The 20,895-nt window shown below is 46.5% G+C and carries 17 protein-coding genes; 6 read left to right on the top strand and 11 right to left on the bottom strand.

What is annotated here, in order from left to right; all coding sequences use genetic code 11:
* The first annotated feature begins 85 nt into the window (after positions 1-85).
* Positions 86-763 (top strand): PBECR4 domain-containing protein, encoded by a 678-nt coding sequence (locus V6669_RS01125; RefSeq protein WP_338589979.1) that lies wholly within the window; start codon positions 86-88, stop codon positions 761-763.
* A gap of 121 nt (positions 764-884) precedes the next feature.
* Here the strand turns inward: V6669_RS01125 and V6669_RS01120 are convergent, their stop codons facing one another.
* From V6669_RS01120 to V6669_RS01085, 8 genes are all read right to left on the bottom strand, one after another.
* Positions 885-1,973, bottom strand: coding sequence for a low temperature requirement protein A (locus tag V6669_RS01120; RefSeq protein WP_338589977.1), 1,089 nt, complete (start codon positions 1,971-1,973; stop codon positions 885-887).
* Between the two features lie 230 nt (positions 1,974-2,203).
* The gene (locus V6669_RS01115; RefSeq protein WP_338589975.1) at positions 2,204-3,160 is read right to left on the bottom strand and encodes a ring-cleaving dioxygenase; all 957 of its coding nucleotides are present in this window, start codon (positions 3,158-3,160) and stop codon (positions 2,204-2,206) included.
* Between the two features lie 131 nt (positions 3,161-3,291).
* The gene (locus V6669_RS01110; RefSeq protein WP_074096683.1) at positions 3,292-3,519 is read right to left on the bottom strand and encodes a DUF896 domain-containing protein; all 228 of its coding nucleotides are present in this window, start codon (positions 3,517-3,519) and stop codon (positions 3,292-3,294) included.
* A gap of 246 nt (positions 3,520-3,765) precedes the next feature.
* Entirely contained in the window at positions 3,766-4,809 is a 1,044-nt protein-coding gene (locus tag V6669_RS01105; protein WP_076210220.1) for an SPFH domain-containing protein, read from the bottom strand.
* 48 nt (positions 4,810-4,857) lie between these two features.
* A complete protein-coding gene (locus V6669_RS01100) occupies positions 4,858-5,658 on the bottom strand; it encodes a TPM domain-containing protein (RefSeq protein WP_338589973.1) in 801 nt (266 codons plus the stop codon).
* Complete coding sequence (locus V6669_RS01095; protein WP_047841485.1) at positions 5,655-6,686, bottom strand: hypothetical protein; 1,032 nt, start codon at positions 6,684-6,686, stop codon at positions 5,655-5,657. The genes V6669_RS01100 and V6669_RS01095 overlap by 4 nt, the downstream gene beginning before the upstream one ends.
* A 68-nt stretch (positions 6,687-6,754) precedes the next feature.
* A complete protein-coding gene (locus V6669_RS01090; protein WP_338589969.1) occupies positions 6,755-7,456 on the bottom strand; it encodes a PspA/IM30 family protein in 702 nt (233 codons plus the stop codon).
* Between the two features lie 227 nt (positions 7,457-7,683).
* Positions 7,684-7,902: a hypothetical protein gene (locus tag V6669_RS01085; RefSeq protein ID WP_338589967.1), complete on the bottom strand. Its 219-nt coding sequence runs from the start codon at positions 7,900-7,902 to the stop codon at positions 7,684-7,686.
* 229 nt (positions 7,903-8,131) lie between these two features.
* On the opposite strand from V6669_RS01085, the gene V6669_RS01080 reads away from it, so the two are divergent.
* From V6669_RS01080 to pdxA, 4 genes are all read left to right on the top strand, one after another.
* Positions 8,132-9,814: a PrpR N-terminal domain-containing protein gene (locus V6669_RS01080; protein ID WP_338589965.1), complete on the top strand. Its 1,683-nt coding sequence runs from the start codon at positions 8,132-8,134 to the stop codon at positions 9,812-9,814.
* Between the two features lie 166 nt (positions 9,815-9,980).
* Positions 9,981-10,967, top strand: a complete 987-nt coding sequence (locus V6669_RS01075; protein WP_338589963.1) for a 2-keto-3-deoxygluconate permease — start codon at positions 9,981-9,983, stop codon at positions 10,965-10,967.
* Between the two features lie 93 nt (positions 10,968-11,060).
* A complete protein-coding gene (locus V6669_RS01070) occupies positions 11,061-12,356 on the top strand; it encodes a four-carbon acid sugar kinase family protein (protein WP_338589961.1) in 1,296 nt (431 codons plus the stop codon).
* Positions 12,353-13,354, top strand: coding sequence for a 4-hydroxythreonine-4-phosphate dehydrogenase PdxA (gene pdxA / locus V6669_RS01065; protein WP_338589959.1), 1,002 nt, complete (start codon positions 12,353-12,355; stop codon positions 13,352-13,354). The genes V6669_RS01070 and pdxA overlap by 4 nt, the downstream gene beginning before the upstream one ends.
* A gap of 209 nt (positions 13,355-13,563) precedes the next feature.
* On the opposite strand, the gene V6669_RS01060 is transcribed toward pdxA, so the two are convergent.
* Positions 13,564-14,487, bottom strand: a complete 924-nt coding sequence (locus V6669_RS01060; RefSeq protein ID WP_338589957.1) for an AraC family transcriptional regulator — start codon at positions 14,485-14,487, stop codon at positions 13,564-13,566.
* 198 nt (positions 14,488-14,685) lie between these two features.
* Between V6669_RS01060 and V6669_RS01055 the strand changes: the two genes are divergently transcribed.
* Complete coding sequence (locus V6669_RS01055; RefSeq protein WP_338589955.1) at positions 14,686-17,859, top strand: alpha-mannosidase; 3,174 nt, start codon at positions 14,686-14,688, stop codon at positions 17,857-17,859.
* A 108-nt stretch (positions 17,860-17,967) separates the two neighbouring features.
* Here the strand turns inward: V6669_RS01055 and V6669_RS01050 are convergent, their stop codons facing one another.
* Positions 17,968-18,819 (bottom strand): aldo/keto reductase, encoded by an 852-nt coding sequence (locus V6669_RS01050; protein WP_338589953.1) that lies wholly within the window; start codon positions 18,817-18,819, stop codon positions 17,968-17,970.
* A 141-nt stretch (positions 18,820-18,960) separates the two neighbouring features.
* On the bottom strand, positions 18,961-20,880 hold the full coding sequence (locus tag V6669_RS01045) for an AraC family transcriptional regulator (protein WP_338589951.1): 1,920 nt from the start codon (positions 20,878-20,880) through the stop codon (positions 18,961-18,963).
* Positions 20,881-20,895: the final 15 nt, after the last annotated feature.

Below are 20,895 nucleotides of genomic sequence, written 5' to 3'. Positions count from 1 at the left end.
CCACCATATTGTAATTGTGAAGGCGCTGGTTCTATCTTCCTAGCGTCTTTTTTAGTTTGTAAATAGAAACTGTGAGGGAACCTATATGCTCGAAAGGATATCACATGTCCACGACTTACACTCACTAGATGTAAAACCAAGAATAGATCAGATTAACCTAAAATTGCTCCTCGACTACTACATCAGTTATCTATTACCATATCGATTTACATACCACTTGGGAGACGGCTCCATACTTCACTTAGATTTTAACAAAGAAAACTTTTGTCATCTTGTAGGTTTACAAAGTATTGTCAATAAAACTTTGAAGGAACGTGCAGCTTCAAAATATAGGGGCATGCCAGGTTTTAATGGTGTTATGAACGGTATAATTACGTTTGAAGATTTAAAAAAGAAAAACAAGGGTGGATTCAATAGTGTAAAAAGTAAATTAGTTAATTTCCACCTCATTCCCAAGCTACTTATGTCTTCAACACAAGTCGTTTACTACACTCAACCTGTTAATAGTATTAATTGTGCCCTATTAATATTTGATGTGTATCACAATGCTTACATCCATCTTGGAATAGATAAAATAGTGGAAGGAACATATGTAGCAAGAACGTTTCTTATCGAACCGATAACACAAAAAAATTCGGGCACTACTTTCATTGATGGTCAAAAAGGACCCATACCCATTGTTAAGACCTTAAAAATGTTAAGACCCGATACACAAGTAACCTCTATTGATATCAACATCTCTGAATCATCAGATAACTATTAATGGTCTCTCATCTGGAATAGATTTCAGGTACAAACTAAATAACCGTTCTCCGGTATACTACTGGAAAACGGTTATTTAGTTTGTTTTGCTACCTAGAAGGCTATAGAATTCCTTTGATATATCAAGTCGTAAGTTTCGCATACACCAGGAAGAATAACATTTCTTCGCCCATGATGACATAACCCGGAACCTGGTAGACCAGATCCACAAGGACAAATGCCACCAGCAACCCTACCATGACCGCCAGATGACGCGGGCCCAGCCGCAGATGTGCGTGTCTGTAGCGGTGGAACACAAGGGAAGTCGACAAGAAATACAACAGCGTTGATCCAAATACAAACCCTAGCATGAACACATAGTTTAACTGATTCTGATATAACAGCTGAATTGAAGCAGCGATCATACTCATGGAGATGTAGATGAACAGATGACCGTATATGATCGCTTGCCCGGCAGTCTGGATCTCTTTGCTGACCTTTTTCTCCACGTTGTCAAAGTACTGCCACCACATCGCAATGACAAAGATGGACGTAAAGGCGGCAAACAAAATCGATTTCATATCCCAATGATCGGCTTGCAACACAGCGATAATGCTCACCACCGATTCACCCAGCAGGATGAGTGTAAATAACGCGAAACGCTCCAACAAGTGATGGGTCTGAACGGGCACTTTCACCAAGTTTTTGCGTCCGATCAGCGGAAGCACAATATCAACGGCAATCCCCACATACAAAATCAAGTAGCGCAACCAGGAATCGAAGAATAGTGAGCCCGATGAGATCAATATACCAATGAGGAAACAGATGCCCAAGTAACGAGCGGCTTGCTGTTGATGCTCACTTTTCGACTTGTGAACCGTCAGATACTGAATCGCCGTAAAAGCCCGTGAACCGATATAACCCACGAAGAAAGACAAGTAGTATTGGTCAAAATGGGTAGAGAGACTCGCCGTCATGACCATCACGGACAGGAGCTGAAGGATGAGAAATATTCTATGAATCAGGATGTCTTGACCATAGCGGTTAATAAACAAGGTCTGACCGACCCATGCCCACCAAACAGGGATGAAAATAAGCACAAACTTCATTAAATATTCAAACGTAATTACTCCGTGTTCGGCATGTAACAAGACATGACCCGCTTTGGAGACCGCTGCTACAAAGAGCAGATCGTAAAACAGCTCCAGCCAGGTAACCTTTTTCTCCATCATCCTTCGTTGCTCCTTTGGTTATTCTCATAATCTAACGTCAGCTATATAAGTTGAACTAAAGATGATTCACACATACACTCCGATGACAGAATAACCCTCCAATCGCTGTTATCCCCAGATTTTTTTGATTCCCTTTTCCTAAGGGAAAATCCGGGGATAGCGTATGCTTCCGATGTAGCTTTCTTTCAGAAAGCTTTTAGGCGAACGCTTCGCTTTTTCAGGTTTTCTTATTAATTCACAGCTGTAGCAGGTGCGAGCGTTCTTACCACAATTGGTTGCAGATTGTCCTCAATTTGAGGGCGGTATTTCTCGAACCATTCAGGTAACATCAATTTTTGTCCAAGCGAATCAGCAGGTTCATCTTTGGCAAAGCCCGGAGGATCGGTAGCAATCTCGAACAGAATGCCGCCAGCTTCTCTGAAGTAGATTGCGTTAAAGTACTGACGATCCCGAACTGGAGTCGGTTGGTACCCGTAATCACGTACAGCTTCGCTCCACTGTGCATGCTCCTCGTCGTCTTTGGCACGCCATGCAATATGGTGCACGGTTCCTGCGCCGCCCATCCCCAGAGCCATACGGGTCACTGGAACATCTACGACATTACCGATATCCCCGCTGGAACGGAAACGGGCGTACTCTTCATTTTCACTCACTCTGACAAATCCCATGATTTTCTCAAGAGCATCCATCGTTCTTTGCGGATTTACACTGAACAGGACAGCACCACCGAAACCTTTGATCGCTTTATCTGCTGGCATCCCTTCGTGTGCCCAAGTGCTGGTTGCTCCTTCTTCACGTTCAACAAGCTCAAGCCGCAGGCCTTCGCTATCTTCGAATTGAAGCAGGTCTTCATTGAAACGACTTGTTTTGGTTACCTCAATGTTATACTGTTCCAGCCGTTTCTGCCAGAAGCCAATCGACCCAGGAGGAATGACATAGGAAGTGATGCCGACCTGACCTCCGCCAATTTTGCCCCGTGGTGATCCAGCCGATGGGAAGAAGGTAATGATGGTACCTGGGCTTCCGTGTTCGTCTCCAAAGTACAGATGATACACATCAGGTGCATCGAAGTTGATTGTTTTTTTCACGAGACGAAGTCCCAGAACTCCGGCATAAAAATCAACGTTGGCCTGTGGATCTCCTGCGAAAGCTGTAATATGGTGAATACCTGCTGTTTGCATAGTCATGATTAATTCCTCCTTGGTTTGGTAAGCATGTTTTGAATTGAGTAGATGTTAGAGTATTTGAGTTAGTTAATTGATTTATAGTAAGTTTGTATTATCTTAAAATTAAGATATATGATCTGGCGAATTATATGCTAGTTTTTATTTTGATTGGCCTGTTCTTGTTTCAATTTATCAGGAGTCACGTCATCGCCGTTTGGATCATAGATGGTTGCATTCAGCAGAATGTCGTTGACCGAACCGCGAAAAGTTTGCAGATATTCTTGGCGAAGACGAACCTGTTCCTCTTTCTCCATCTCCGTCAATCCGCCCTCTTTGGCTTTTCTTGAAAGTTCATTTATTCTGGTCAATGTTGGGATCATCATCTTGATCTCTCCTCATAATGGATTGAAGATATTTGTTCTTGGCTGTTATTTATATTTAAATTAAATATCTTAAGTTAAAGATAAATGATTTGTGATCGGTTGTCAACTCTTTTATCAAAATTGAATAACTGCACTCGTTCCTCTGCTCTACGCCATGTTGCTTTAACTAGCACCCATACAAAAAAGGGATAGCTCCGCAATATCTCAACCATTGCTGAACTATCCCTACATGTATTTATTTCATTAGCCCAGCTTTTGACCACAATTCGGACAGAAGTTGGCTCCTTCATTTTTGGCTCCACAGTTCGGGCAGAAGTTTGGCTTCTTGTTGCCTTCTGTAGATGAAGATGTATTCGAATCACCGTTGCTATTTCCCGCTGGTTTCTGGTCGTTATTTTGATTCTGAGATGAATTGGAATTATTGTTCTGGTTTTGGCCTTGGTTCTGGTTCATGTTTTTCATCATTTCATTGGCCATGTTCATACCCATCATCATGCCCGCCATATCCGAAGCTGCGCCGCCGCCCTGTACTTTACCGGATGAGATGCCGTCTGTCATGCTGACCTGCTGATACTTTTGCAGATTACCAATCATCTCATGCGAAGCAGTCTTTGTAATCATGTCCTGAATCTCTTTTGGATAATTGAAGCTCATCACCTGGAAACCGGTAATCCCAATTCCGATGTCCATCATCTGCATATCCAGATCTTCCTGAATCCCCTTGGCAATATCGGATGCATTGGCCTGCAGGTTGAACATATCCTTCCCTTCACGGCTAATCCACTTCATTAGAAGCTGATCCAGCACGGAAGTAATTCGGATTTTGACATCCTCGACCAGATAACTCTGTTTGATGCCTGCAATCTTATCAATCAGGGTTACATAGTCACTTACTTTGAAATTAAATGTCCCGTTGGCCCGAATCGGCATCCCGCCTGGGAGTTGTGGCGTCGGAATCAATACCGGGCTTTGCGTGCCCCAGCGCACGGTGAACTCTTTGGTATTTACAAACAATACTTCGACCCGCATGCCGCTGTTGAATCCAAATTTGAATCCTTTTAAGGTAGAAAGAAACGGAATGATCTCGGAATCGATATTAAATGATCCTTCGTCCTCGAAAATCCCTTCCACTTTACCGTTATTCAGGAAAATGGCGTCCTGACCCGAACGGATGATAAGTTTACTCCCCTTTTTGATCTCCCGGTTGCTCCACTTCCAAAATATCATGTCATCTCTGAACTCTTCCCATTCCACCACATTCGAAAATTGATTTCTGAAAAATCCCATACTCATTCCCATCCCTTCTAATTAAAAAATCCGCATACTCCGTAGTGACTAGAACGAACCTCTACTTCCACTGTGTGAATGACCGCCTCGGGAGGTACCCCCGCCTCCTCCTCCGCCACCGTTGTTATTGTTCTTCTCGATTTTGCGCTTGGTTACGGTTGTACGGATATAACGATCCTGACGATCAATGACACTGGAATTGCTTGAATCCTCATAAGTCGCACGATTGACCGTGACACGTCCCCCGGAACGATAGGTCATCATACCAACAACAATACCGCCAAGAACTACAGATACTCCCAACTGAAACCAAACGTTGAACAAAATATTGTTCGGATTCACACCGGGTTCATACCCCATATATTTGTAAGAGAGTTCAATATATTTCTCAAATGCGAGTTTATAATCCCCACTAGACAAGTAAGAAGTAATTCGGGTACGAATAGCATCAAGCCGCTGATCGCTCAGATATTCTTTTGCCTTATAAAATCCAGCCAGATACACTTCGCGATTATTCATATCCATCGTCAATATGACAGCATTGCCAAGTTTTTTGTCGTACCCTAGCTCCTGCTTATCATAAAAATCTTCCGTTAAGAGCATGACATCCTGATTCTCAACATTATTTGTTGTCAAGATAACAAAGTCCGTCTGCCGTTCCGCGCCATACTGATTCGCAAGTAGATTCAGTTCACTGATCTCCTGCTCACTCAGCAGGTTGGCCTCATCGTAGATGAGATTTTTGCTCTCCGCTGCGGATGCCGATGACATGGGGATCGACGGAGCAACAAGGGTGATCATAAGTAAAATGAGCGTAGCCATCACGGCTAGAGGGGTTCTTTTTCTCATAAGAATCCACCTCCCATCATCCAGGAAACCAGCTTCAGCGACAGCAACGAGACCGCAGAGACTCCTGCGAACCATCCAGCTACTTTGGCTTTGCTGATCGGCGGTTTACCGACCACTTTACCTGTCTGGCCATTCATGGCAAAGGTATACTGCGCACGATTATAGTCATAGTTGACCATCCACACCGGGAGCAGCACATAGTCTGCATTTTTGAGCGTAGTATCAATCTGTTTGTCCGTGTAGCTCACGCTGCTATATCCGGATACAGTTGAGGCAATATAAGAATCAATGTACGATCTCGTTTTATCCTTGGCCCGCGGAAAAAGTTCCTCGTCCGTATAACTGTATTTTTCCGCAATGTACCCCGCCAGATACGGGGTCTTGAACAATTTCAGCTGATTATATGGGAAAGGCTCCAGCTTATCCATCAGTTCATCCTTCATTTTCTCCGACGCATCAATGGGCAGATTCACGTAATTCAGCCGAATTCGGCGGTATATATCGAAATGCTGTGTTTCGGTGTAATGGTAGTCACCCTGGGTGTAGGATCTGACTTTGGTGCCACGACCATGCACTTCGATTTTGTTATGTAACTCATACAACCAGAACGGCACGTACATGCCGGTAATGCTCTGAATCCGATCGGCGGACATGAAGCCACTTGGCGTTAAGAGGCCGTTTTTGCACCACTTTTTGAAAGCCTGCTTGGCTTGATCCTTGTTGATCGAAAAGGGAATCACCATCGCGGGGGCCAGATTGCCCGTCAGCCGATCACTGAGTACAACCGCCGCACCGCAGAAACTGCATGTCGTCGCACTGGTCTCTGGCTCCGTGACAATGTCAGCTCCGCAGCTGTTACAGTGGTATTCTTTGACCTCATTTTCGGTGAATACTTGTCTCTTCAAAGGATCGGGGATCTGCTCTATGTTGTCCTGGCGGCCGCAGCTGGGACAGGATAGTGCACCTGACACACTGTCAAAGATCATACCACTGCCGCAGTTTGGACATTTATATTCAATAACCGGCATCTGCTCACCTCAATGTTAACGAAATATGATTTTTTTCTGTCCTCTACGTTATAGTGTACAAGTTAAACTCACTTCTTCAGCTTCTCCTGAATTGCTGCGAGTTCTTCCTCCGCATTTGGCGATGTATTTTCATTATTACCCGCTTGGGCGTTCATGTCCCTCTCCAACTGGGCAATTAATTCGTCCAAATCATCTTCCTGTGCTCCAGCGCGAAGTTCTGCCAAAGCCTCTGCTTCGTTCAGCGCCTGGTTCGCCTTGTCTTCCATGGCCTTCAATGCAGCATCAGCCCTGCCCGCAGATGCATTCCGTTCATTGGCCTGTTGCTGCGCCTTTGCATCTGCCATGCGACCTTTCAGTTCTGCATGCCGCGCTTCCAGTTGCCCCAGATCTGCAACCAGTTTATCGTTCATATGCTTCATCATCTTGGCTTTGGCAGAAGCACGTTCATAGGCGGCTTGTAATTCATTCAATTTGTCAGCCAGCTTCACTTTCTTCTCCAGAAAACCGCGGGCTTTATCTTCGTCTCCCGACTCCGCCGATTTCTCCGCATACCGCTGTAACTTCTTGACCTCGGCGCTACACTCATCCAATGCTCGCTTCGCCCGGCTCTCATCCGACAGCACCGCCGTTGTCTCAGCCTTCACCTGACCCAGATCACTGCTCAGGCTTCGCATATACTCATTCACGCTCTTCTCCGGGTCTTCCGCCCGAGATAACATGTGGTTCACATTCGCCTTCATCACGTCTCTAAACCTCGATAAGATTCCCATTACTTGTTCCTCCTCCGAAAAGTTCATATGTATACTATAATACATGAATACACCCACATACGTTTCACATTTCACGTTGGCAAGTGGAGTCCGTACGATCCAAAGTCAGAAAGTAATGGAGTAATAAAAAAAAGACGAGCACCTATAGTGTCGCCTCATGACCTTGTATAAACACACAAAAACGTAAGTACTAACCCTTTGCCCGCACTCTACAAATCCCTACCTAACTATGGCTCCACCGGAAGACTCTCCACCGCTGTGAAAAACACATCCAATAGTTCAACTTTGTACGTAATGCGGACGTATTCTGTGATTAACGCCACATCCTCTTCCCTTTGATACTCCAGACATGGACGGCCCTCACTCCACAGTACCCTGCACGAAAACTTTCCGACAACATCCTTAATGATGTGATCCGGCTCCGCTACTTTATGAATGTCTCCCATATGAAATCTCCTCATTTCTCTACACTTATCGTGTGCAATTATGCATTAATTTTGAAATACATAACGATTCGATTCAGTGTACTTCATCACATTCCACTCGGGAGAGTTATGAAGGCATATCAAACAGGCATTTTGCAGACACAACCGTGTTGGTTCCCCCATAGGTGCCATTCCTTCGCAAGTTGGCTATAATAAGGGGATCAAAGTTTTCTATAAAGGCAGGAAAATTATGCGTACACGAGTTCACTTTATTGCTCCCTACGAATCGATGATTCCTATTATACAAGAGTGCATTCCTCGCTTTCCCCAGTTAACCATTCAGACGGACGTGGGCGACTTGGCAAACGGTGTGGAATTAGCTACTCAAGCTGAGAAAAATGGTGCAGAGATTATCATCAGCCGCGGCGGAACCGCCCAATTGATTAAAAAAGCAGTGACCATTCCCGTCATTGATGTGCAGTTATCGGGCTATGATATGATTCGTTCACTTACACTAGCAAGCCAGTTTAACGGCCAAACAGCCATTGTTGGCTTCTCCAACATCACCTCTGGTGCACAATCCATTATTGATCTGATGGATCTGCCCCTAAAGGTCTATACCATACATAGCTCGGAAGATGTGGCACGATTGCTCTTGGAGTTGAAGGCTTCCGGGTACCGACAGATTGTCGGAGATGTGATCACCGTCAACACCGCGAAGACCTATGGTCTGGAGGGATTGTTAATCCAATCTGGGCAGGAATCCATCCTTAGAGCGATGGAGGATGCACAGCTGGTCTACCGTTATTTGAGTAAAAATCATGCGATATCGATCATCCTGAATGACCTGGTTACACGGGAACATCCGAATTTACTTATTTTAAATGAACGGAATGAAGTGGTATTCGAGAACCTGACTGATTTTGAGAAAAATCCGCTGACCGATAATCACATATATCTGACCAATACCAGTCTGGAATTCCATCAATCCCAGATCCAAAATGTGTTCATGGTGGACGATTACCAGCTCACGGTTAATGCCTATGAAACAACCCTGGACAACAGGAACTACAAGGTATATATGCTGGAAAAAGGACAACCCTATGCCTTTGCACAATTTGGCATAACAACGTTCACGGACGCATCGATGGAGCCTATTGTTGCCGAATCCCCTGCCATGCAGGCGGTATTAAAGAACATTCGGGCACTTTACGAGCATCATGAACCGATCTATCTGCTGGGTGAAGCGGATTCCGGTAAATCTTTTCTGGTCAAACATATTCATCAGATGTACTCCGGTGGCGGACTGTTATTACAGATGGATCTCTCGCAAGTTCCGCCCGGTCATTTGCACAAGATACCACTCGCCAAGGTTCGAAATGTAGAGATTAACCACATGGAAACACGTAGGGAAGATCCGGAGTTGCTCTCCTTTATCCAGAACTGCCTTCAAAATCAGATTGGGGTATTTATACTCGGGGAGCAGGCATTGAACCCCCTGTGTTCACTCGATCTGGAGCTTAATACAATCATGATGCCAAATCTTGCGGATAGACCCGAGGATCTGGCTCCACTGATGCAGCATTTCCTTACGGGTTACTACCAGAAATACGGAACTACTGCGGTAAGAATAAAAGAAGATGCACTACAGCTGATCCAAGATCAGATCACACATATGAACGTCAATCAGCTGAAACATCTGATCAAGCAGGCTGCACTCAATGAACAGGAGTATGTAATCACCACTGCTACCTTATCCCGCTTGCTGGATCAGCAACCTTCTTCAAGCCCAATGAAGTTGAACGGTACGTTGAAGGACATCGAGAAGGAAGTTATTCAGTTCGTGCTCCAGGAGGAAAATAACAATCAATCGAAGGCCGCAGAGCGTCTGGGGATTAACCGGGCCACATTATGGCGTAAACTTAAAGATTAACTTTAAGTTTACGTCTTTTTTATTCCCTTTATGTGTTGCATTTTTAAACAGTTAAGCTAGTATTTAAAATTTACAATAATTTATTGTTGCTATATTAAACGATATGGGATAACATAATCCCTGCAAGCGCTTCATAAAAACGATTACTTCATAAGGAGCTACTACTATGAACATTAAAGCAACTTTAGATCGCATCCCTGGCGGTATGATGGTCGTTCCCCTGTTACTTGGTGCAACCATCAATACATTCTTCCCGAATGCTCTGCGCATTGGCGGATTCACGGAAGCTCTCTTCGTTAACAGTGCCAGTACTTTGATTGCCCTGTTCCTGTTCATTGCGGGTACACAGATTACGTTTAAAACAGCAGGTTCCTCTGTCGGAAAAGGTTTGACCTTGCTTACGTTCAAATGGGTGATTGGTGCAGCCCTTGGTTTTATCGCTATTTTGTTCGCGGATTCAAACGGGTTATTTCTCGGCCTTGCCCCGCTTGCCATTATTGCTGCGATGACTAACTCCAATGGCGGTTTGTACATCGCACTCGCTGGTCAATACGGTAAAGAAGATGACAAGGCAGCCTACCCTTTCCTGGCACTCAGTGATGGTCCGTTCCTGACCATGGTAGCGCTCTCCATCTTTGGTGCGATGGGTTTTGCCAACGGCATGTTCTCCCCTATGGCCTTTGTTGCGGTATTGCTTCCGCTCATCGTTGGTGTCATTATTGGTAATCTGGACCGCAATCTGGCGGGGTGGCTGCATAAAGGCAGTGACAAACTTGTTCCGTTCTTCGCATTTGCTCTGGGTATGAACATTAGCTTCTCCTCCATCATTCAAGGTGGTCTTAGCGGAATTTTACTAGGTGTGTTGACCGTGCTATTAACGGGCGGAATCGGTTTCCTGCTCTTTAAAGCCATTGGCTGGAACCCCATCGTTGGTGCTTCCGAAGGTTCAACAGCCGGGAATGCCGTAGGTACACCTGCTGCCATCGTGGCTGCTAATGCTTCATTTGGCCCGATTGCCGAGATTGCTACGGTGCAGATTGCGGCGAGTGTTGTAACGACGGCCATCCTGTTGCCAATCTTCATCGGCTTCCTCTCCAAACGACTGGAGAAATCAGGTGGAGTCGAGAAATACAATCAACGACCAACCACATAAATGGTTATCACCTGATCCGATATGCTTAATCTGTGCCAATTGATGATCTGACGGACTTATTATGAAATTTTGCTTACAAGGAGGGATGACTGCATGAAATTAGCTATTATTGCAGATGATTTGACCGGTGCCAATGACAGCGGGGTGCAGCTTGCCCGGCATGGCTTGAAGACCAGTGTTCTTTTTAACATAGATGAAGGACCTCTTACACGATACGATGCTGTCGTCTTTGATACAGATAGTCGTTCCATATCCCCGCAGGAAGCGTATGACCGTGTATATCGGGCTGCTGAATTGCTGACAAAAAACGGATTCGAGACGATTTTCAAAAAAATGGATTCCACCATGCGCGGCAATATAGGCATCGAGATTGATGCTGTATATGATGTCGTAAAGCCGGACTTTATGATGATTGCCCCGGGTTATCCCAAAAATAACCGGACGATATTGGAAGGAATTCATTACCTGAACGGCGTTCCGCTGGCAGATACTGAAATTGCCCATGATCCGAAGACACCTGTTACGATTTCCTACCTTCCGGACTTGTTGAAACAACAGACCAAGTACGAAGTTCGCGAGATCACCGTCGCCGATCTGGAAGCCGGGCAGAATCATATTCGCACCAAGCTGGAGCAGCTGAAAACAGATAACATCCCGTATGTACTGGTGGACTCCACCGAAGAACGCCATCTGGAACTGATCCTGCAGATGACTCGCGAAATGGATTATACCTTTACTTGGGCAGGCTCGGCGGGTATTGCCAATTACCTCCCTGCGCATTACGAGCTGGAATCCAGAGCTGCTTCACTTGATATCCCGGAGAATTCCGGTCCAATCTTAACGGTGGTAGGCAGCGTAAACAAGAATTCCCGTGAGCAGCTGCATCGCTTGATGCGCAAGTCCCGCGTGGCTTCAGTCTCCTTCCATTCTTTCAAAGCGGTATCCGCAGCCGCAGACCGCACGGAAGAGATGGAACGTGTCTATAAGGAGGTCCGAGACAAAGCGCTGGAAGGACAAGATGTTGTCCTCTACTCCACCGCTGAACAGGTGGATATCGAACTGGCACGGGCAACGGGCGAAGTTCGTGGTCTCAATCACACGGAAGTCAGCAACCAAATTGTACTCGCAATGGGTGAAATCTGTGCCAGACTGCTGGAAGAGGGACTTTTCAAAGGGGTATCCATGACCGGTGGCGATACGGCAAAACAAATCTGTCTGAAATGGAATATTAGCGGCTTCGAGCTGCTGGATGAGCTTGAAATCGGCGTTCCGATCTCCAAGTTTATAGGGATTGATGATCTGCATGTGATTACCAAAGCAGGCGGATTCGGTAAACCGGATGTCTTTATCCATGCGATTCAAAAATTAAAAGGGGGTATTCTTGTATGAAACCTACAATTGGAATTACAATGGGCGACGCAGCAGGTATTGGACCGGAGATTATTATGAAAGCACTGGGTCATCAAGAGATGTACGATCAGTGCAACCTACTCGTTATTGGTGACGCGAAAATTCTGGAGCGTGTGTTACCTGTCATCGGCTCAAGTCTTAACGTTAACGCGATTCAAGAGCCTTCCGAAGCCAAGTATGAATTCGGTACTGTGGATGTGATTGATCTGAACCTCGTTCCTGCGGATCTCGAATACGGTAAAGTATCTGCCGTGGCTGGGGATGCAGCATTCCAGTTTCTCGCCAAAGCCATTGATCTTGCCAAAAAACAGCAGATTCACTCCATCTGCACCGCGCCTTTGAACAAGGAAGCTCTGCACCAAGGGGGGCACCTGTACCCGGGACACACCGAGATTCTGGCGGATCTGACGGATACGCAGGACTTCTCTATGATGCTGACCACGCCGAATCTGCGCGTTATTCACCTGACAACACACATGGGTCTGATCGATGCCATTGCAAGTATCAACCCGGAAAGAACGTACACCGTTGTGAAGCTTGCTCATGATACGTTGAAAAAAGCAGGCTTTGAGAATCCGCGCGTTGCCGTATGCGGAATCAATCCTCATGCCGGGGAGAACGGCTTGTTCGGTAATGGTGAAGAAGAAGAGAAGCTGCAGCCCGGCATTGAGCGTGCACAGCAGGAAGGCATTAACGTCGTTGGTCCACTCCCGGCGGACACACTCTTCTTCCGCGCTGGTCGCGGGGACTTCGATATCGTTGTAGCCTGCTACCACGACCAAGGCCATGCGCCGATCAAAGTAATGGGCATCGAGGAAGGCGTGAACATCACCGTTGGCCTGAAAGGCGGCATCATCCGTACATCAGTTGACCACGGTACGGCCTTTGATATCGCTGGTAAAAATATCGCCGATGATAAAAGTATGCTGGCTGCCATCCGCTCTGCCATTGAGCTGGCGCCGAAGGATCAAGTTTAAGAGTAGCCTTTATACGAGGGACATGAGTAATTCTGGTTGTGCCACCATCACTAGGTAGACGTAATCTATATAATAGAAGGAAAAAGGCAATCCCTTTGTAACTTGGAGGGTTTGCCTTTTTGTATATCTTCATATATTCATATATTTGTGGCTATCGCCATTCATGCAGCACATCTCCATGGACATCTCCCGATTATCTCTGTCTTCAATCAGCGCTCAGGCCTACCCAAGGATATCACTTCACGTTCGCTCTGCGAATGTCTGCTTCGGCGATATGCACTCGGTGACATTCCGTTCTGTTTGTTGAAGATGCGGTTGAACTGGGAAAAGCTTGTGAACCCACACTGTGCAGCAATATCTGTGATTTTCTCACTCGAATTCAGCAGCAATTGCTGGGCATTCCGAATACGGGTCATCTGCACATACTCCGTGAAGGTGAAGCCGGTAACCTTATTGAATTGGCGAGACAAGTGATGGGCACTTACATAAAAGCGCTTGGATACCTCATCCAGAGATAAATCCTGCTGATAATGACTATGAATATAGGATGCAATGGCATACATCCGTCGGGACATCGATGATCCAGTCTCTTCACGCACATACCCGTTCTCTGGTGAGTAACGATGAAGAGCACAGAGAAACTCCACGAACTTGCTATGAATCATTACCGATTGAAGTGCAGAAGGCTGCTGCGATATAGCAAAAATATCATTGATCGGCGCGAGGACTTCCTTGCGTCTTTCTTCTGTAAATCGGAATATCGGAATGGGTTCATCAAAAATCGAAAATAGCTCATTGTAATCGCTCTCAAGGCCAGGTGTATTGCGTGGTATGGCAAAGGTGATCATCAATCGTTTCGGTGGGGCGCCCTTCGGATATTGCGTCTTGTGTAGTAAGGAAGGCCGCAACAGAACGATATCATAAGGTTGAATCTCGTACAAACTGCCTTCAATGATGTGGGCAGCCGTGCGATCCAGAAGAATACAGATTTCATAGAAATCATGGAAATGCTGAAACTCCATATTTAGATCATGAGAACGCTCGTCATAATCCAGATGATAAAAAAGCGAATCTCCAGGCTGGTTCACATGGACCGCATATCCCTGCTCGTATGCCAAAACCGATTGTGTCATGAACATGCCCCCATCCTGGTTCTAATGAGTTTATTTTAGCATGAAATGCAATAAAAAGACGTTGTTTTCAGCATACAATACGTAGTTTCGGCCATTTCTCTTTTGTTATGATAAAGTTGATATGTTAGCGCTTGCAGTATTCTCGCTCCAACAACGACCACAGCCTGTACTTACTACAAACCAAGGTGGGAAACCAACATGAAAATGAATTCCTTGTATACTCGAATCCATACCATTGTTAAACACTTGGAACGTGCACGACTAACCTCAAAGACATATATCCCTGAGCTTTATCATAAAGAGAGTGGTTACCACTCCTGGGAACTGGTGCATGAGGACCCTTCCTCCTGGAACGTATTCCGTAAGGGTGATGGCTGGGGTGGCAAAGACGTACACAGCTGCTTCAAAACCCGCATTCAGATTCCGGATCATCTGGAGGGAAAAAAGGTCGTGTGTGCCATCGTCACTGGTGCTGATGACATTTGGAATTACGATAATCCGCAATTTCTGGCATTCCTCAATGGGGAATTGATCTGCGGTCTGGATGTGAACCATACGGAAATCGACTTGACCTCATCCGCGGTGAAAGGCGAAGAGTTTGAGCTGGCATTATATGCGTATTGCAGTACTTCTGCCGCGGATGTTTTTCTGAATGTATATATTGCCGAGCATCATCAGCAAGTCTCCGATTTGTATTACGATCTTAAGGCTGCGCTCGATGCTGCCGATCTGCTGCGTGAGGATGATCTGGAGCGGCTGAAGTTGGTCGAACACCTGAATAAAGCCGTGAATCTGCTGGATTTGCGTCAGGAGAACAGCGCAGAATTCCATGCGTCGGTGCTGGAAGCGCGCCAATATCTGCAAGATCATGTCTATGGTGATATCCGCCCTGCTGGTGATCATATCCCTACCGTGCACTGTATCGGACATACGCATATCGATGTGGCTTGGCTATGGACATTGGATCAGACTCGGGAGAAGGTCATTCGCAGCTTCGCGAGTGTACTCTACTTGATGGACAAGTTCCCGGAGTATACCTTCATGTCCTCTCAGCCCCAGCTGTATGCATACCTGAAAGCAGACTACCCGTCCCTATATGAGAAAATCAAGGAAAAGGTGGCCGAGGGCCGCTGGGAAGCGGAAGGTTCCATGTGGCTGGAAGCCGATTGTAACCTGATCTCGGGTGAATCCATGATCCGTCAGATTATCTACGGCAAACGTTTCTTCAAGGAAGAATTCGGCGTGGAGAACCGTGTGCTCTGGTTGCCGGATGTATTTGGTTATAGTGCAGCGATGCCGCAGATTATGCGCAAGAGCGGTATTGACTATTTTATGACAACCAAAATTGCCTGGAATGATACCAACCAGATTCCAAACGACACGATGTACTGGCGAGGAATCGACGGATCAGAGGTCCTGACCCATTTCATCACAGCAACAGACTATGACAAACATCCCGATTTCAGGCAGCGCCGCTTCGAAACAACCTATAATGGACGATTTAATGCTTCGCAAGTAAAAGGCACGTGGCAGCGATACCAGAACAAAAACATCAATGCAGATGTCCTGCAATGTTTCGGATTCGGAGATGGCGGCGGTGGACCAACCGAAGAGATGCTGGAGCATGGCAGACGACTTGATGTTGGATTGCCGGGTGTACCTGCGGTGAAACGTACCTTTGTACGCGAGTTTTTCGAGAAGTTGGAGCAAAATCTGGCGGATGTTCCTTCCGTTCCCCGCTGGTCGGGTGAGCTTTATCTGGAGTATCACCGGGGTACCTACACGTCCATGGCGCGTAACAAACGGTACAACCGTCATAGCGAATTTGCGCTGGCTGATGCCGAGCTGTATGCCATGATTCATCGTCAGGCGAATGCACAGGCGACCTATCCAACCAATGCACTGGAGCATGCATGGAAGCTGACGATGCTGAACCAGTTCCATGATATTCTCCCGGGCAGCTCCATTGAGCAGGTATATGTGGATTCCCAGGAGCAATATGAAGAAGTTCTGCGTGTCACAGATGAGCTGAAAGACAGCGCACTGAACGGCATTGCCAGCCGAATTACATCTGATGGCGAAGCCATTGTGGTATTTAACACCACCGGATTTGTACGCACGGATGTGGTTGAACTGCCTGCTTTTGCAAGAAAAGTAACCGTCTACGATGGAGATCACCCTGTACCAAGCCAGCGAACTCCCGAAGGCGGACTTGTGTTCCTTGCAGAGAACGTGCCTGCATCCGGGTATAAATCCTTCCGAATTACACCGGATCTGACAGACGAGCTTGTCGCGGGGGTATCGGTTGTACAGTGGGAAGCAGATCAGCGCCACATCCATACACCTTGGTATGATATTCAACTGAATGAAAGTGCCGAATTCACATCCGTTTGGGACAAGCTGGAGGGCCGTGAGCTGCTTCAGTCTGGCAAGCGCGGTAACGTGCTGCAAGTGTTCGAGGATCGACCTGCGGAATACGAGGCATGGAACATTGACGATTATTATGAACAGCATATGTGGGAGATTAACGACCTGCAGTCGCTGGATTGGGTTGAAAGCGGGCCGGTACGTTCCGTGCTTCAAGTGAAGCGACAGTTCCTGGACTCGGTCATTGAGCAAACGATCATCTTCTACGCACATACACGCCGGATTGATTTCCGTACGTTTGTGGATTGGAAACAGGAACATTTGCTGCTGAAAGCCGCCTTCCCGCTCGATATCTGGAGTGAGAAAGCGGTCTACGAAATCCAGTACGGCAACGTTGAGCGCGCTACCCACCGTAATACGAGCTGGGATCAAGCCCGGTTTGAAGTATGCGGACAGAAGTGGGCCGATCTGGCGGAGAACGGGTACGGTGCTGCTCTGCTGAACGACTGCAAATACGGATATGATATTCATAACTCGGTGATGCGACTGTCACTGATCAAGAGCGCAACGTACCCGAATGAAAATGCCGACAAAGAGCAGCACGTATTCACCTACGCGCTCTATCCGCATCAGGGCGACTTCCGTGAAGGACGTGTCATACAAGCTGCTTATGATCTCAACCGTCCGCTGGTTGCTCGTGAGATTGCATCGCAAACCGGTACGTTGCCGGGAACATGGTCACTCGCATCGGTCGATCAGGATAATGTCGTGCTGGAGGTTATCAAAAAAGCCGAGAACAACGATGATATGATCATCCGTCTCTATGAAGCACACGGCCGCCGCAGCCGTGCTTCCCTGCAATTGCCTGAGGGAGCAGGTACAACGGCGTACGCGTGTGATTTGCTTGAGAACAACGAAGTGGAATGCACCGTGGAAAATGGTCGGATTTCTTTTGATATCAAACCGTATGAGATTCTGACCTTCCGGATTCCTGCGGGACAGTAAACAGAAATTACGCAACATAAAAAACTGCAACATTGCTTACTATGCTTCAACAATAAAGGGCTGCCTCCTGTCATATCTGACATGGAGCAGCCCTTCATTTGTCGTTCTTTAAAATTCTTCGTACTCGCTTGGGTCCTGATCCCACAAACGTCCATCCTGACGATTAAATGCAGAGATGACCTGCATCTCTTCTGTGCTCAACTCAAAATCGAATATATCGATATTTTCCTGCTGATGCTGCAAGGAGCCAGCTTTCGGAATGGGAATGGAACCTAGCTGAACATGCCAGCGCAGAATGATCTGAGTTGGCGTTTTGCCATGCGTTTCCGCAATCCGAAGAATGTTCTCATCCTTCAGAATATCCTGTACGGCATCATTGCCACGTCCAATCGGACTCCAGGATTCGTTCACGATGCCATGCTTCGTATCCTGTTCCCGCTGATCGGCTTGGTCAAAGAACGGATGAAGCTCAATCTGATTCAGACTCGGCGCTATCCCTGTTTCCTTAATCAGGCGTTCATTATGTTCAGGTAGGAAGTTACTCACTCCGATGGAACGAATATACCCGCGTTTTTTCGCTTCAATCAGCGCTTGCCATGCCTCGACATACATGTCCTTCTTCGGATTGGGCCAGTGAATCAGATACAGATCGTAATAATCCAGATCCGCTCTATACAGGGATTCCTGGATCGCCACAAGTGCTTTATCATGAGCATGATAACGCCCCGGCAGCTTAGAGGAAATGAGCAGATTTTCTCTGGCGATGGAGCTTTGCTTGATTGCTCTGCCCACCGTTGCCTCATTCTCATAGTTATACGCCGTATCAATTAATCGATAACCCGCATCCATTGCAGACGCGATCGATTTAACGCCTTCTTCACCTTTTAAACTATAGGTACCAAATCCAATTGCAGGTACTTTCAAGCCATCGTTCAATGTATATTCCGGAATATGATTCATGTGAGAACTCTCCTTTGCCAAAAGGTTAGATTTTCGTTCCGAGATTAGACTGTTAAACATTGACCGTCCTCTCGTTATTCTACCCCTCCCAGTGGGCTTGAATCAATTTGGCATAAGAGAGACCACAAGGTATTGGACGTCCTACTCGTTGTTTCCGACCAGTATATCAACAATGATGTCCAGCTGTTGCTCTACCGAAATGGGGTCACTGAGCAGAAACTCGTCAAAATCAATATTGTAGACCTTATTCGCTTTCCCTGCTGGCGATTGCTCAATCAGTTTCTGTACATCCTTGAGTTTATCCTCCGCCCCGTCATTGACAGCAAGGAATAACCGGTCACCAATAAAGTCAGGAATCACCTCAGAAGAAATTTCCCACGTCTCACCTTTGATCACGTCTGTCTCTACCTTGGCGGTTGGCTTCAACCCGAGATACTTGTAGATGATATTGCCTCCCATATTGGTATCCCCGTATACAAAAAGAGCATCTGGACGTACGTTTAATATGGAGAACGTCTCATCGGCACCTACATAAGGGCTAATCTTCTCTTTATACTCCGCGATTTTGGCCTTGAATTGCTCATTCCATAACCGCGCTTCCTCTTGTTTCCCAAGAATATCACCAAACATCTCCACATCTTTAATCGGGTCGTTGTACTGCTCGACAACAATGGTTGGAGCGATCTGACTTAGTGCATCATAACCACCTTCCACAGCCTCCGCAAATGCTGCCGTTGTAACAATCAGATCTGGCTCCAGTGACAGAATTTTCTCGGCATCTGGCGGAACACCCACATCTGAAATACCGGAAGTATCACTTATAAGTGGATTATCTAAAATAAATGTCGTTGTTCCAACCGGCTTCACCCCAAGCGCCATTAACTCACCCAAGTGATAGAAGCTGACGACTCGCTGTGGATTCACAGGAATCTCGGTTTCGCCTTTCAGATGTTTATACATCCGCGTTTCCGTAGCTGCGCTGTCTGTAGTTACAGCAGTAGTCGTATCTGATGAAGCTGGCTGGGAAGCCGCTGCTCCTGAAGTACTGCTTGTCTGGCATGCACTTAGAAGCAAGGATGTACATAATAACATCATCGCCCCAAAGGCCGGTCGTGAAAATCTAAACATGGATGTGTCCCCTTCCCTAATCCGTTGATAATAAGTCTCATTCTCATTATGAGAACCGGAGTTAGGGGTTACAATAGACGATTCTAACCCGCGCAATGGATTATACTGAACCTGAATCTTTTGCCGATGTTCCGCACGAAACTGGAGTGGCGATAAGCCGGTATGCTTTTTGAACAAGCGACTGAAATAATACACATCTGCATAACCTACGTTGCTCGCAATCTCCTGGATACGGGCCTCGGATCTTAGAAGGTATTGCTTTGATCTGTGAACACGCACATGAATGAGATATTCAATCGGTCCTAGTCCAATCTGGTTTTTGAACAAACGGGATACATAGCTGGCGCTGCAATGGTATCTCTTGGCTAGTTCCTCGGCTGTAATCGGCTCACTATAGTGATCGTGAATGTAGTGGATTGCCTCAGTGACGATGTTGGATCTGCTGCCTTCCTTTTTGGCCGATGTCTGGATCTGTTGCCGCATGATCTCGTACACCAATGGAAGAAAGACCGATTGCGCCTGTAGCTTGTCTATAGGGGTTGGCTCTTGCCACAGACGGTTCATGGCTTCACACTTTTCCTGAACAGGGAGTACTGCATACGGGGCGAACCCATACGTCACTTGGAAGCTCTTCTGATCTTCCGGCGATGCACACTCCGCTGTATATAAAATCAGATAGCAGACAAAGTCCTGATCCAGCGGTATAATACTCAGCTCAGCATCTGCTCCCCCATGCAATATGTAAGGTGAATTAGTCTGGAAGACCTTGCCAGATATACTCACCTTAGCCTCTCCATGAGTAGTAATTAAGAAAAAGCTGGTATGCGCTACATAGTGATCAGGAACCGTTCCATGCTCCGCACGATAATACCGAATATCTAGCAATCTAACGGCAGTTCGGCTCCACCGTTCGATATGGGCTTCCCAATCCATATGCGTTCCCCCTAC

Source organism: Paenibacillus sp. Y5S-9, from assembly GCF_036894235.1.
In the GTDB taxonomy this organism is placed as follows: Bacteria; Bacillota; Bacilli; order Paenibacillales; family Paenibacillaceae; genus Paenibacillus.
This window is presented reverse-complemented; position numbering and strand designations above follow the sequence as displayed.